We start from the raw sequence: 14708 nt of genomic DNA on the forward strand, positions 1-14708 counted from the left end.
CAATTGATAAGAAAAATTTATAAAACATCATCATCACGACGCATCCAAGTGGCGATCGAAAAGCGCGTGCGATGAGTGATATTGACTTGGTGTAATAAATTGCTGTCAAACAGCACCAGACGATTGGCTTGGGGTAAGAGTTTTTGCTCATTACCAAGTTTATCCACGACCAAAATCTCACCGCCATCACTGTCTGTCCAGTCATCATTGAGATAATACACCGCCGAGATTACACGCTCGTCACGACCAGCAGGATTGTCCTTATGCCATTGATAGCCAAATCCTGCAGGATAACGGGCAAAATGCGCTTCACTGCGGCGAATGCCTGCGTACAGGGTTTGGTTGAAATATTGCGCAAGTTCGTTAATACTAGCTAAATAATTCATGCCAATAGGACAGCCATCATCAATCCAGCGAATGCTATCGCCACGGATCGTTGCCGCGCGCTCACCATGCGTCAGGTGTGCTTCTTTATAGTTGATGTAGCCACTTTCGGCTTGTAGGGCGCTCACCGCTTGCTTATCAAAGCAGTCATCGATGATCGCCACACCCGTGTGCAAAAAATCATCCAGTTGCTCATCTAAGTGCGCCGCCCAATCGGTCGTGAAACTAGGTATCGGTAATGTACTCATTGCATTATTCTTTATAAAACTCTCAAGCTTAGGCAAGGCTGCTTGCAAGCTGACAGTGTAGCAAGTAACTTAAGAGAAATTTGACAAAAAAATTCGCCAAATAAAGCTGTCTATGCTACCATATTAAGCACAAATTTGTTAATAAAAATCATCGAGAGCCGAATGAATTACAAACACGCCTATCACGCTGGTAACTTTGCCGATGTCGCCAAGCACATTTTATTATTGCAATTATTGGCGCAGTTTTCTGCCAAAGCCAAGCCATTTTATGTGCTGGATGCTTATGGTGGACGCGGCTTGTACTCATTGGCAAGCACCGAAACCCAAAAGACCAAAGAAGCTGAGCGGGGCATCATCGCACTCGAAAAAGCGGTGGCAGCAGGCGCGTCAAATCTGCCAAAAGCGGTCGCGCAGTATTTGGACGATTTGGCATTTGCCCGCCAAAAATACGATCAGTATGTTTATCCGGGTTCGCCTTGGTGGATTGCGCATCATGGCGAATATCACTCTGCCGATGCACCGCTGCGTGCCGAAGCTTTTGAAGCGGTGGCGGATGAGTATGATGCACTCAATTATCAGCTGTATCAACTGCCGATCGGCATCCATCATCGCAATGCCTTTGAAGGAGTGCCTGCGGTTGTACCGCCTAAAGAGCGCCGCGGCATTATCTTGCTAGATCCACCGTTTGAGCAAGAGCACAAGGATTTTAGTCGCTTGGTGGATTTGCTTGTTGCTAGTTATAAAAAGTTCAACACTGGTACTTTTGTGCTGTGGTATCCGATTAAAAATATTGATGCCACCGAGCTATTTTATAAAAAAATGAAACGCACCGGCATCAAAAAACAACTGGTCTGTGAGCTGAATCTGTACCCTAATGATGTGGCGGTGGGCTTAAATGGCACAGGTTTGTTTGTGATCAATCCGCCATGGCAATTTGCCGATCATACCCAAGAGATTTTGGAATTTTTGGCACCGATTCTCAAGCCAAGCGACGCACCAGCGATGAGCATTGGTGAAGAAGTGGTGGTCAAGTGGCTTGTGGGTGAATGATTTAGCAAAATTCATTGTATAATCCATAAGTCATTGAAAAACATAAAAAATATGTGAAATAGGCGCGCTATGTCAGACGAACAAAAACCGCACACTTATCAAGAAGAACACGACGGCATCACCTTTGAAGTCATTGAGCCTGAGCATAATGACGGCAAAAAAGTGATGAGCAAGGGCGTGTATCTTGTGCCGAATCTGATCACGACTTTGTCGCTGTTTGCTGGATTTTATTCGATTCTGTCAAGTACAGGCGGCGAGTATATCAAGGCGAGCATTGCGATTTTTATCTCGGCGTTTTTGGATGGGATGGATGGTCGTGCCGCGCGAATGCTGAACGCCCAAAGTCCTTTTGGTGAGCAGTATGATTCGCTGGCAGACTGTATAGCCTTTGGGCTTGCACCTGCAGTATTGGTTTATAGCTTTGCTTTGCAGCCGTGGGGTAGATTTGGCATGGCGTGCGCTTTTGTTTATGCGGCGTGCGCGGCGTTTCGCTTAGCGCGATTTAATGTACAGATCGGTGTGGTGGATAAGAAATATTTCATCGGCTTGGCAAGTCCGTTGGCGGCGTTATTGATCGCTTGCTCGGTATTGGTGACACTGCGTTATGCGGATTTTACGGTAGGTATGAGCGCGCAGTTGGTGTGGTTTTTTGCCGCGTGGGTGATTGCGTGCGGTTTATTGATGGTTAGTAATGTCAAATATTATTCATTTAAAGAGTTTGACAAACAAAAAGTACCATTTGTGGTGCTGCTGATTGCGGTGCTTGTTTTTGGTGTGTTGCTATATGACATTCCAGTTGGCTTGCTTGCTATTGGTGTTACTTATGCATTGTCAGGCTTTGTGACGACTTTTATGCAAAAGAAAACCAAATAGCAGCATTGGTCAAAAAGCCTTTCAGCCAACCGAAAGGCTTTTTTATTATCTCATAGTCTGCCAACTTTAAAATAATGCTTGCGTCAAACTCGCTCGTGGTGCTACTTGTACAATTTCGCTCATTTTCCTTGCCTTATTTCAAATTTGTTTGACTATATAAATCTAACAAATAACAAAAAGGGCAAAAAGCAACCAATCCAACCCAAAAAAATCCCCTTAAAAACCAACCACTTACAAACTTTCTCCCCTTTTATGCAAAAAACCACTTTACAACCGCCGATACTGGGTCTATAATACGCACCACTTAAGCAGCACAGCATAGCAAAAAATGCTGATAAATCAATAACTTACAGCAAGTTATTGAGCTTCAAAGTAAAAATTTTGAAAACTTTTCAAAAACGAAAGTTTTTGAAAAAAATCAAAAAACTTTGAAAAAAATGCTTGACTTAATAAAATTTCAGCGTATAATACGCATCCTATGTCACCAAGCAGACGATGCTTTGACTAACAACTATTTAAAATCAAAACTAAAGAACAACTTGTGTGGATTTTTGCGAATACAAGATAATCTTAAAAAAATTATCATTTATATTCAGCAAGAATACTCAAAGTTAATTCATTTACACGATGAGCAAATATTGCTAGTAATAATAAATGAGCCAACATTAAAGTCCAATCAAACAATCTTTGTTTTATTGGCAACTCAAGATTAAACTGAAGAGTTTGATCATGGCTCAGATTGAACGCTGGCGGCAGGCTTAACACATGCAAGTCGAACGAGGTTAGGGAGCTTGCTCCTGATACCTAGTGGCGAACGGGTGAGTAATGCTTAGGAATCTGCCTAGTAGTGGGGGATAACTTGGGGAAACTCAAGCTAATACCGCATACGACCTACGGGTGAAAGGGGGCGCAAGCTCTCGCTATTAGATGAGCCTAAGTCGGATTAGCTAGTTGGTGGGGTAAAGGCCTACCAAGGCGACGATCTGTAGCTGGTCTGAGAGGATGATCAGCCACACTGGGACTGAGACACGGCCCAGACTCCTACGGGAGGCAGCAGTGGGGAATATTGGACAATGGGCGAAAGCCTGATCCAGCCATGCCGCGTGTGTGAAGAAGGCCTTTTGGTTGTAAAGCACTTTAAGTAGGGAGGAAAAGCTAATGGTTAATACCCATTAGCCCTGACGTTACCTACAGAATAAGCACCGGCTAACTCTGTGCCAGCAGCCGCGGTAATACAGAGGGTGCAAGCGTTAATCGGAATTACTGGGCGTAAAGCGCGCGTAGGTGGTTGCTTAAGTCAGATGTGAAAGCCCCGGGCTTAACCTGGGAACTGCATCTGATACTGGGTGACTAGAGTAGGTGAGAGGGGAGTAGAATTCCAGGTGTAGCGGTGAAATGCGTAGAGATCTGGAGGAATACCGATGGCGAAGGCAGCTCCCTGGCATCATACTGACACTGAGGTGCGAAAGCGTGGGTAGCAAACAGGATTAGATACCCTGGTAGTCCACGCCGTAAACGATGTCTACCAGTCGTTGGGTCTCTTGAAGACTTAGTGACGCAGTTAACGCAATAAGTAGACCGCCTGGGGAGTACGGCCGCAAGGTTAAAACTCAAATGAATTGACGGGGGCCCGCACAAGCGGTGGAGCATGTGGTTTAATTCGATGCAACGCGAAGAACCTTACCTGGTCTTGACATACAGAGAATTCGCTAGAGATAGCTTAGTGCCTTCGGGAACTCTGATACAGGTGCTGCATGGCTGTCGTCAGCTCGTGTCGTGAGATGTTGGGTTAAGTCCCGCAACGAGCGCAACCCTTTTCCTTAGTTACCAGCACTTCGGGTGGGAACTCTAAGGATACTGCCAGTGACAAACTGGAGGAAGGCGGGGACGACGTCAAGTCATCATGGCCCTTACGACCAGGGCTACACACGTGCTACAATGGTTGGTACAAAGGGTTGCTACACAGCGATGTGATGCTAATCTCAAAAAGCCAATCGTAGTCCGGATTGGAGTCTGCAACTCGACTCCATGAAGTCGGAATCGCTAGTAATCGCAGATCAGAATGCTGCGGTGAATACGTTCCCGGGCCTTGTACACACCGCCCGTCACACCATGGGAGTTGATCTCACCAGAAGTGGTTAGCCTAACGCAAGAGGGCGATCACCACGGTGGGGTCGATGACTGGGGTGAAGTCGTAACAAGGTAGCCGTAGGGGAACCTGCGGCTGGATCACCTCCTTAATGAAGATATCTGATTGGCAAGAATCCACAACAAGTTGTTCTTTGGTAAGATGTTTAAAACGGGTCTATAGCTCAGTTGGTTAGAGCACCGTGTTGATAACGCGGGGGTCATAAGTTCAAGTCTTATTAGACCCACCATTAAATTGGGGCCATAGCTCAGTTGGTAGAGCGCCTGCCTTGCACGCAGGAGGTCAGGAGTTCGACTCTCCTTGGCTCCACCATTTAAACATCAAAGCATACATAAGCAATTTAATAAGAGATTTCTTATTTATGCTTTTACTTTATAAACTGACGAAGTTTATAACACTATTTAACAACATGATTATGAGTCTGGGTTAATAAATTATCCAACGTAATTTATTAACCATGGTGATTGTACCCCAAAATACAATCACCTAAAGTAAAGAGAACTGAATCAAGCGTAAACATAGGTGAAGATCGTTACACATTACCCTTATAACACCAAGACTACTTGGGGTTGTATGGTCAAGTAATGAAGTGCACATGGTGGATGCCTTGGCAGTCAGAGGCGATGAAAGACGTGATAGCCTGCGATAAGCGTCGGTGAGGTGGCAATATCCTGTGACCCGGCGATTTCTGAATGGGGAAACCCACCTAAGATAACTTAGGTATCATAATTTATTTTATGAGGCAAACCGGGAGAAGTGAAACATCTCAGTACCCCGAGGAAAAGACATCAATTGAGATTCCCCAAGTAGCGGCGAGCGAACGGGGAGGAGCCGATCGAATTTACAGTAGCAAAATGGCGTGGGAAAGCCAACCATAGTAGGTGATAGTCCTGTATGCGAAACTGTTTATGAGACATATTAAGTAGGGCGGAACACGAGAAATTCTGTCTGAAGATGGGGGGACCATCCTCCAAGGCTAAATACTCCTGACTGACCGATAGTGAACCAGTACCGTGAGGGAAAGGCGAAAAGAACCCCTGTTAGGGGAGTGAAATAGAACCTGAAACCGTGTGCATACAAGCAGTCGGAGCGGACTTGTTCCGTGACGGCGTACCTTTTGTATAATGGGTCAGCGACTTATATTCTGTAGCAAGGTTAACCGTATAGGGGAGCCGTAGGGAAACCGAGTCTTAATAGGGCGACTTCAGTTGCAGGGTATAGACCCGAAACCGAGTGATCTATCCATGAGCAGGTTGAAAGTGTCGTAACAGACACCGGAGGACCGAACCCACTCCCGTTGAAAAGGTAGGGGATGACTTGTGGATAGGGGTGAAAGGCTAATCAAACTCGGTGATAGCTGGTTCTCCCCGAAAGCTATTTAGGTAGCGCCTCGGACGAACACCATGGGGGGTAGAGCACTGTTTCGGCTAGGGGGTCATCCCGACTTACCAAACCGATGCAAACTCCGAATACCCATGAGTGATATCCGGGAGACAGACGGCGGGTGCTAACGTCCGTCGTCAAGAGGGAAACAACCCAGACCGCCAGCTAAGGCCCCAAATTCCTAGTTAAGTGGGAAACGATGTGGGAAGGCACAGACAGCTAGGAGGTTGGCTTAGAAGCAGCCACCCTTTAAAGAAAGCGTAATAGCTCACTAGTCGAGTCGGCCTGCGCGGAAGATGTAACGGGGCTCAAACTAGGAGCCGAAGCTGCGGATTTAATTGTTTCAATTAAGTGGTAGGGGAGCGTTGTGTAAGCCTGTGAAGGTGTATCGTAAGGTATGCTGGAGGTATCACAAGAGCGAATGCTGACGTGAGTAACGACAAAACGGGTGAAAAGCCCGTTCGCCGGAAGACCAAGGGTTCCAGTCCAACGTTAATCGGGGCTGGGTGAGTCGACCCCTAAGGCGAGGCCGAAAGGCGTAGTCGATGGGAAATCGGTTAATATTCCGATACTTGTTTATGATGCGATGGAGGGACGGAGAAGGTTATGCCAGCCTGGCGATGGTTGTCCAGGTGGAAGGATGTAGGTAGGCTTAGTAGGCAAATCCGCTAGGCTATTACTGAGATCTGATAGCAAGCCAGTTTACTGGCGAAGTGGCAAATACCATGCTTCCAGGAAAAGCTTCTAAGCGATAGTCATAAACAAATCGTACCCGAAACCGACACAGGTGGTCAGGTAGAGAATACCAAGGCGCTTGAGAGAACTCTGCTGAAGGAACTAGGCAAAATGGTACCGTAACTTCGGGAGAAGGTACGCTGCCGGTGGTGAAACCCTCGCGGTGTAAGCTACTGGCAGTCGCAGATACCAGGCTGCTGCAACTGTTTATTAAAAACACAGCACTCTGCAAACACGAAAGTGGACGTATAGGGTGTGATGCCTGCCCGGTGCTGGAAGGTTAATTGATGTGGTTAGCGCAAGCGAAGCTATTGATCGAAGCCCCAGTAAACGGCGGCCGTAACTATAACGGTCCTAAGGTAGCGAAATTCCTTGTCGGGTAAGTTCCGACCTGCACGAATGGCATAATGATGGCAGCGCTGTCTCCAGCAGAGACTCAGTGAAATCGAAATCGCAGTGAAGATGCTGTGTACCCGCGGCTAGACGGAAAGACCCCGTGAACCTTTACTACAGCTTTACATTGAACTTTGACCTAACTTGTGTAGGATAGGTGGGAGGCTTTGAAGTAGGGACGCCAGTTCCTATGGAGCCATCCTTGAAATACCACCCTGGTTATGTTGGGGTTCTAACTTAGATATAACAGTATCAAGGACAATGTATGGTGGGTAGTTTGACTGGGGCGGTCTCCTCCTAAAGAGTAACGGAGGAGTACGAAGGTGCGCTCAGAACGGTCGGAAATCGTTCAAAGAGTATAAAGGCAAAAGCGCGCTTAACTGCGAGACCCACAAGTCGAGCAGGTACGAAAGTAGGTCTTAGTGATCCGGTGGTTCTGTATGGAAGGGCCATCGCTCAACGGATAAAAGGTACTCTGGGGATAACAGGCTGATACCGCCCAAGAGTTCATATCGACGGCGGTGTTTGGCACCTCGATGTCGGCTCATCTCATCCTGGGGCTGAAGCAGGTCCCAAGGGTATGGCTGTTCGCCATTTAAAGAGGTACGCGAGCTGGGTTTAGAACGTCGTGAGACAGTTCGGTCCCTATCTACCGTGGGCGTTGGAAATTTGAGAGGATCTGCTCCTAGTACGAGAGGACCAGAGTGGACGAACCTCTGGTGTTCCGGTTGTCACGCCAGTGGCATTGCCGGGTAGCTACGTTCGGATGGGATAACCGCTGAAAGCATCTAAGCGGGAAGCCCACCTCAAGATGAGATTTCCCTAAAGAGCCGTTGTAGACTACGACGTTGATAGGTTGGGTGTGGAAGCATGGTGACATGTGTAGCTAACCAATACTAATTGCTCGTTTGGCTTGACCATACAACACCCAAGTGGTTTAATACTACTGATTGTGTTGATGGTAAGTGTAAAGATTTTACCTATAAGCTTGAATCAATCTTGATAACGCTAATGCAAAAAAGCAAAAGCAACGATAAAATAACAGACTCATAAGCAGCGTTGTTAATCCTTTTACGCTGACGACAATAGCAAGATGGAACCACCTGATCCCTTCCCGAACTCAGAAGTGAAACGTCTTAGCGCCGATGGTAGTGTGGTTCGCCCATGTGAGAGTAGGTCATCGTCAGCACCTTATTTTAAGCCCCCGCCATGATTGGTGGGGGTTTTGTTTATAGAGCTTGAAAGGGTTTGTTGGAGGGGGTGATGAAAGCTCAAGGTTTTACTTTGCTTGAATTGTTGGTGGTACTTGCCATTATATCGGTATTTGCGATGATTGCTTTGCCTGCTTATCAAGGTCTGATAGCGCGCATGGAATCATATACAACAAAAAAGCACTTGCAAGAAGCCATCCGTCGTGCGAAGATTGAAGCCAGATCACGTCATAAGGATGTGATTTTATGCCCTTATAATACGCTTGAGCAATGCGACCGCTTGGGACAGTCTGGTGTGATGGTTTATGTGGATAACAATGGCAATAACCGCCGCGATGATAATGATACCATGGTCTTTCGCCAGCCACTGACTCTGCAGCATGGTGTGATTGCCATGCAGGTTTCTTTGGGGCGGCATTATATCAAATTTATGGGCGACAATGCTAAGCCACGCGGGCATTTCGGTAGTTTTCGCTATTGCACGCAGACCGATAACCGTAACCTAAGCCAGCAAATTACTATCAATATGCATGGCTTGGTGACGGTGCGTCCTGGTAATATGACCCAAATAATGTGTTGAGATTTGTATGGCAGTTGATTTTTCTAATACTTTGATCGTGGCGATTTCTGCGACGGCGTTATTTGACTTGGCGGAAAATGAAGCTAAGCTTGCCGAGTATATCCAAGAAGACAAGCTGACTGCTGCGCGCCGATTTCACGATTATCAGCAAGCGCGCGAAAATGAGATTTTGCAAAAAGGCTCGGGCTATCCTTTGATTGAAGCTTTATTGAATTTGAACAAATTCCAAAGCAATCAAGATTATGAAGTGGAATCACCTTTTGTGGAAGTGGTGATCATCTCTAAATCATCCCCTGATATGGGTATTCAGGTGCTTAATTCTATCCGTGCTTATGAGCTTGGCATCACGCGCTCTGCCTTTATTTCCGGCGATTCGGTGGCAAATTATATCAAAGATTTTAATGTGGATTTGTTCTTGACCACCAATCGCGAAGATGCGCAGGCTGTCGTCGACGCGCGCGTCTGTGCCTGTGCGGTGTTGGATACGACACCGGTCAAGGTGCATGATTTGGACAGTGATCAGCTGCGTATTGCTTTTGATGGCGACGCAGTGCTGTTTGATGATGCGGGCGAATTGGTGTTCAAGCAAGAAGGTTTGCAAGCATTTCACCATCACGAAGTGAGCAAGGCAGATTTGCCAATTGACAAAGGTCCGTATGCGGATTTTTTGATCAAATTATCACAACTGCAAGCCAAACTGCCCAACCAAAGCACCGATGCGCCGCACAACCCTATCCGCATTGCACTGGTCACTGCGCGCAATGCACCGGCAGATATGCGTGCGATCAAGACCTTGCGAGAGTGGGGCGTGACAGTTGATGTGGCGTTTTTCTTGGGTGGGCTTGATAAGACAGGTGTGCTAAAGACCTTTGCACCGCACATTTTTTTCGATGACTCGATCAAGCACATCGATGCAGCGCGCTCGGTCGTGCCATCGGCTTTGGTGCCTTATCATTCTGAATCTCAGCTTAATATTCTGGCGCCTCAAGCAGTGCCTGATATGGAAGATCAGGCGTTCACCCCTGTCAAAAAATCAAAGGCAAAACCATGATGAAATCTGCCCTCAAAATCACCATCGTATTGGCATTGGTGCTGGCTCCAAGACGCAGCAGCAAAAAACCTGTCAAGCCCCACCAAAAAGACAAACGCCATGCTACAGCTGATTGATACACATACGCATTTTGATGTGCCTGAATATGATGAGTCTCGTGCCAAGATGGCTGATAGTGCCTATCAACAAGGCGTGCGTCATTTGATTTTGATTGGCTTTGTTGCCAAATATTTTGAGCAAATGGTCGCTGCTAATGATGAAATTAATAGGCTTGATCGTGCACCCAAGTCGCATTTGGCATTTGGGCTACACCCTTTATATATCCAAGAGCAGCAGCATAAAGATTTATACATTCTTGAAGAATATATAAAAAATCATAAGCCAATCGCGCTCGCTGAAATTGGCCTTGATACTTATCCAAGTGAATTAAAAGAGCCAGCAATTTTTGCTAAGCAAGAGCTGTTTTTTGTTGAGCAAGTAAAGCTTGCCAAGATGTATGAGCTTCCAATTTTATTACACATTCGTAAAAATCACAGCGATGTCTTGCGTGTACTTGAGCGGTACGGGTACAATGCGCATGAACGGGGCGGTATCGCACACAGTTTTAGCGGTGGCGAACAAGAAGCTTTGGCCTTCGTCAAGCGGGGCTTTAAGCTTGGCATCACAGGGCAAGTGACCAATCCTAATGCCAAAAAATTGCACCGCTCAATCCGCGCAGTGTATGATAAATTTGGCGCCGATGCTTTTGTGATTGAAACCGATTGCCCTGATATGATGCCGCTGCCGTGTCAGCATTTGGGCAGTTTTAATGAGCCTGCCAATTTGCCTTATGTGCTGGATGAACTATCCAGTTTGTTTAATATAGCTAAAGATGAATTGGCACAAATTTTGTGGAATAATAGTTGCCAAGCATTACGAGTTGATTGGAAATATCATGACCCAAATTGATGATTATGAACGCCGATTCACGGGTGTGCGGACGCTGTATGGCGATGCGTTTGACAAATTTACCAATGCCATCGTCTATGTCATCGGCGTCGGTGGCGTCGGCTCGTGGACGGCTGAGAGTCTTGCACGCACAGCGATTGGCAGAATCGTGCTTGTGGATATGGATGTGCTGGTGGCCAGTAACATCAATCGCCAACTGCCTGCGCTGACGGATACTATTGGCGAGAGTAAGATTGATGTGATGGCATCTCGCATTCGTGGGATTAATCCTAAGATTGAACTTGAACTGATTGATGATTTTTTGACACCTGAAAATGTGGCATCGATTTTGCCAAGCAAGACACAAGCACAAGCTTTGGCGGCTGATGGTAGGCAGGTGGTTGTGCTTGATTGTGTTGATGATATGGCGGCGAAATTTGCCATCGCCATGCATTGCCGATACCACAAAATCCCATGTATCGTCTCAGGTGGTGCAGGGGCGAAATTTGACCCAACACGGCTGAAAGTCGCTGATTTGCGTGATGTTACCCAAGATCCACTACTTGCCAGACTGCGTGCCAAACTGCGTGAAAAAGGCATTGCCAAAGGGGGTAAGACCAAATTTGGGCTAAAATGCGTCTATTCGGATGAGCAGCCGACGGTGAATAAGTCTTGTCAAGCAGGGCTTAACTGTGGTGGCTATGGCTCGGCGGTGGTGATGACGGCAACAGCTGGCATGGTGATGGCAAGTACGGCACTGCAGCTGATTGCTAAAAAATAAAATGAAAAAATTAGGCGTATCATCGGATACGCCTAATTTTTTTATGCAGATGAATGATTATTCAGCACGCAATAGGTCGTTTAGACTTGTTTTGGCACGAGTTTGTGCATCGACTTTTTTGACGATGATGGCAGCGTATAGGCTGTATTTGCCATCTGCTGATGGTAGGCTGCCTGGTACGACGACAGAGCCTGCTGGTACACGGCCGTAGTGGATTTCGCCAGTTTCACGATCATAGATACGAGTTGATTGACCGATATATACGCCCATTGAGATGACTGAGCCTTCTTCGATGATGACGCCTTCGACGATTTCAGAGCGAGCACCGATAAAGCAGTTGTCTTCGATGATGGTTGGGTTGGCTTGTAGCGGCTCAAGTACGCCACCGATGCCGACACCGCCTGATAGGTGGACGTTTTTACCGATTTGAGCGCATGAACCGACAGTCGCCCAAGTATCAACCATCGTGCCTTCATCGACATATGCACCGATATTGACATAGGATGGCATTAGTACGACATTTTTAGCTTGATAGCTGCCGCGACGAGCGACCGCAGGTGGGACGACACGCACGCCAGCGGCTTTAAAATCTTCTTCGCTCCAGTTGGCGTGTTTGGTAGCAACTTTATCAAAAAATTGCAAATCGCCTGATTGCATTGGGGCGTTGTCATTGAGTTTGAACGATAGTAGTACAGCTTTTTTTAGCCATTGATGCACGACCCATTCACCGTCGATTTTTTCGGCGACACGGTATGAACCATTATCAAGACCTTCGATGGCTTGTTCAACAGCATCACGAATCTCGGCTGATACGGTTTCGGCGGTGAAATTGGCACGGTCTTCGAACGCTTGTTCGATGATGGCGGCTAGATTTGACATAAAATTTCCTTAAGGTTGGTGAAGTGAATGGGTGTTAAGCTGGTCTTTGAGCCAGCATAAAATATCTTGGTGTACCCGCTGATAATCACGCTCATGCAGTGGCTCATGACGCATATTTGGGTATAGATACACTCGCACATTGCGTCGGTTGGCATGGATGAGTGCTTGCTGCAGCTGTCTGATATCGGTGCCTAGATTGCCGACGGGATCGTCTTTGCCACTGACTAGGAGTATGGGATAATTGGCATCCATCATCTGATACCAGTCGCTTTGGCAGGCACGGGCGATGAGTGCTTGCAAGGTGACAAAGCCATTATTGGTAAAACAAAATCCGCATAAAGGGTCGGTTTCAAAGGCCTTGATGGCATCGATATTCTCGCAAAGCCACGCAAATGGTGATGCGCTGATTGGCGATCGCAGCTGATTAAGCAGGTATTGATTGAGCAGATAGCCCATGCGTTCGTTAATTTGTTTGGGGGCAAGGCGATTCATTAGGCTTAATGCACCTAGGCTGAGCTGATTGATCAGTCCAAAGCGATTGCCCGTACCCATCAAAATCACGCCATCAAAGCTTGTGGCATGATGCACAAGCACTGTACGCACGATGAACGAACCCATCGAATGACCCATGATAAAGTGTGGCACGGTGGGTACTTTTTCTTTGAGCTTGTCTGCCATGATGATGACATCTTTGCACAAAGTCTGTACGGGGTGTTTTTCGTCAAAAAACCCAAGCTCGTATTTATCCTTGACCGTCTGTCCATGCCCAAGCTGATCATAAGTCGCAACAAGAATGCCATGCTCGGCAAGGAATTTGGCAAAGGCATCGTAGCGACCGCTATGCTCACTCATGCCATGCACGATGAGTAGGGTTGCTTTGACATCACCTGTCGGCTCATAGAAGCGATGGTGTAGGCGATGGACTTGGTTGGATGATAAAATCACACTTTGCATGAGTCACCTGCGATGCTATTTGTGAATTAACAGCCTGTTTTGCCTTCGGCTGCCAATGCCTTGGCACTACGCACAGGCGGTGGGCAGTCTTCGCCATAGTATTGGCGATCGGCAAAGTAGCTTGAGCGTACCATTGGGTTTGCCCAAATGTTAAAAAAGCCTAATTTTTTGCCGTATTCGGTATAGCGTGCGAACTCATCAGGGTGTACATAGCGATCGACTGGCGCATGGTTTTTGCTTGGTGCTAGGTACTGACCGATGGTGACGATATCGACATCATGGGCTTTTAGGTCGTCCAGCAGTGCATAGACTTCTTCTTCGGTCTCGCCAAGTCCCACCATAAAGCCACATTTGGTCGCCACATCAGGGCGGCGTGCTTTATAGTCTTTTAGCAAATTCAATGAGTGCTGATAGTCTGAACCTGGACGAAATGCCTTATATAGGCGTGGCACAGTTTCGATGTTGTGGTTGAAGACATCGGGCGCTGTTTCGGTCAATAGGTCCAGTGCGATGGCTTCACGACCACGAAAATCAGGCACAAGAATCTCAATTAAGCAATTTGGGCTAAGTTTCTTGGATTCGGTGATGACTTCAACAAAATGACCAGCGCCACCATCTTTTAGGTCATCACGATCGACTGAGGTGATGACGGCGTATTTTAGTCCAAGACCCAAGATGGTCTCGGCAGTATGGCGTGGCTCATCTTTATCCAGTGGATTTGGTCTGCCGTGTGCCACTTCACAAAACGGACAACGGCGTGTGCAGATATCCCCCATGATCATAAAGGTCGCTGTACCATCACCAAAGCACTGCGGTAGGTTCGGGCAGGCGGCTTCTTCGCAGACGGTGTAGAGCTTTTGTTTGCGAAGCGTGGCTTTGATGCGATCAACTTCGGCAGGGCTTGAGAGCTTGACACGAATCCAGTCAGGTTTTTTTGGTGTTTCGACCGTTGGAATGACTTTGATAGGAATACGAGCAACTTTATCATAGCCACGCAATTTTTCGCCTTGGACGGCTTTTTTTGGGGCAGGCTTGGCTTCTGGGGTAAAGGTTTGGACAGTCATGGCTTATCCTAATTATAGTGATAAAAGTAGCGTTATTATACGCCAA

Annotated in this window: 10 protein-coding genes, 2 tRNA genes and 3 rRNA genes; 11 read left to right on the forward strand and 4 right to left on the reverse strand. The window is 47.0% G+C overall.

Features of this window, described 5'->3' with window-relative positions; translation table 11 throughout:
* Nucleotides 1-17: 17 nt before the first annotated feature.
* Nucleotides 18-632, reverse strand: a complete 615-nt coding sequence (locus NGM44_RS07510; protein WP_253223085.1) for a 2OG-Fe(II) oxygenase — start codon at nt 630-632, stop codon at nt 18-20.
* Nucleotides 633-794: 162 nt separating this feature from the next.
* On the opposite strand from NGM44_RS07510, the gene NGM44_RS07515 reads away from it, so the two are divergent.
* The 11 genes from NGM44_RS07515 to NGM44_RS07565 all read left to right on the forward strand — a co-directional run bounded on the left by NGM44_RS07515 (nt 795) and on the right by NGM44_RS07565 (nt 11765).
* Nucleotides 795-1682 (forward strand): 23S rRNA (adenine(2030)-N(6))-methyltransferase RlmJ, encoded by an 888-nt coding sequence (locus NGM44_RS07515; protein WP_253223086.1) that lies wholly within the window; start codon nt 795-797, stop codon nt 1680-1682.
* Nucleotides 1683-1751: 69 nt separating this feature from the next.
* Nucleotides 1752-2555 (forward strand): CDP-diacylglycerol--serine O-phosphatidyltransferase, encoded by an 804-nt coding sequence (gene pssA, locus NGM44_RS07520; RefSeq protein WP_253223087.1) that lies wholly within the window; start codon nt 1752-1754, stop codon nt 2553-2555.
* 711 nt (nt 2556-3266) lie between these two features.
* Nucleotides 3267-4795, forward strand: a 16S ribosomal RNA gene (locus tag NGM44_RS07525).
* A gap of 61 nt (nt 4796-4856) precedes the next feature.
* Nucleotides 4857-4933 (forward strand) — tRNA-Ile (locus tag NGM44_RS07530).
* Nucleotides 4934-4940: 7 nt separating this feature from the next.
* A tRNA-Ala gene (locus NGM44_RS07535) sits at nt 4941-5016 on the forward strand.
* A 263-nt stretch (nt 5017-5279) separates the two neighbouring features.
* Nucleotides 5280-8136, forward strand: a 23S ribosomal RNA gene (locus NGM44_RS07540).
* Between the two features lie 154 nt (nt 8137-8290).
* Nucleotides 8291-8404, forward strand: a 5S ribosomal RNA gene (rrf, locus tag NGM44_RS07545).
* Together the 16S, 23S and 5S rRNA genes with 2 tRNA genes alongside form the textbook arrangement of a ribosomal RNA operon.
* Nucleotides 8405-8478: 74 nt before the next feature.
* Nucleotides 8479-9006, forward strand: coding sequence for a GspH/FimT family pseudopilin (locus NGM44_RS07550; protein ID WP_253223088.1), 528 nt, complete (start codon nt 8479-8481; stop codon nt 9004-9006).
* Nucleotides 9007-9013: 7 nt separating this feature from the next.
* Complete coding sequence (locus NGM44_RS07555; protein WP_253223089.1) at nt 9014-10057, forward strand: 5'-nucleotidase; 1044 nt, start codon at nt 9014-9016, stop codon at nt 10055-10057.
* 99 nt (nt 10058-10156) lie between these two features.
* A complete protein-coding gene (locus NGM44_RS07560; RefSeq protein WP_253223090.1) occupies nt 10157-11005 on the forward strand; it encodes a TatD family hydrolase in 849 nt (282 codons plus the stop codon).
* Nucleotides 10992-11765 carry a ThiF family adenylyltransferase gene (locus tag NGM44_RS07565; RefSeq protein WP_253223091.1) on the forward strand — a complete coding sequence of 258 codons (774 nt, stop codon included), beginning with the start codon at nt 10992-10994 and terminating at the stop codon, nt 11763-11765. Before NGM44_RS07560 ends, NGM44_RS07565 begins: the two co-directional genes overlap by 14 nt.
* Before the next feature lie 57 nt (nt 11766-11822).
* Here NGM44_RS07565 and dapD read toward each other — a convergent pair whose 3' ends face one another.
* From dapD to lipA, 3 genes are read right to left on the reverse strand one after another with little or no spacing between them, the layout of a single operon-like run.
* Entirely contained in the window at nt 11823-12644 is an 822-nt protein-coding gene (gene dapD / locus NGM44_RS07570; protein ID WP_253223092.1) for a 2,3,4,5-tetrahydropyridine-2,6-dicarboxylate N-succinyltransferase, read from the reverse strand.
* A 9-nt stretch (nt 12645-12653) separates the two neighbouring features.
* Nucleotides 12654-13598, reverse strand: a complete 945-nt coding sequence (locus NGM44_RS07575) for an alpha/beta fold hydrolase (RefSeq protein ID WP_253223093.1) — start codon at nt 13596-13598, stop codon at nt 12654-12656.
* Nucleotides 13599-13624: 26 nt separating this feature from the next.
* Nucleotides 13625-14662, reverse strand: a complete 1038-nt coding sequence (lipA, locus tag NGM44_RS07580; protein ID WP_078253238.1) for a lipoyl synthase — start codon at nt 14660-14662, stop codon at nt 13625-13627.
* Nucleotides 14663-14708 lie beyond the last annotated feature (46 nt).

The sequence above is a fragment of the Moraxella sp. FZFQ2102 genome (genome assembly GCF_024137865.1).
In the GTDB taxonomy this organism is placed as follows: Bacteria; Pseudomonadota; Gammaproteobacteria; order Pseudomonadales; family Moraxellaceae; genus Moraxella.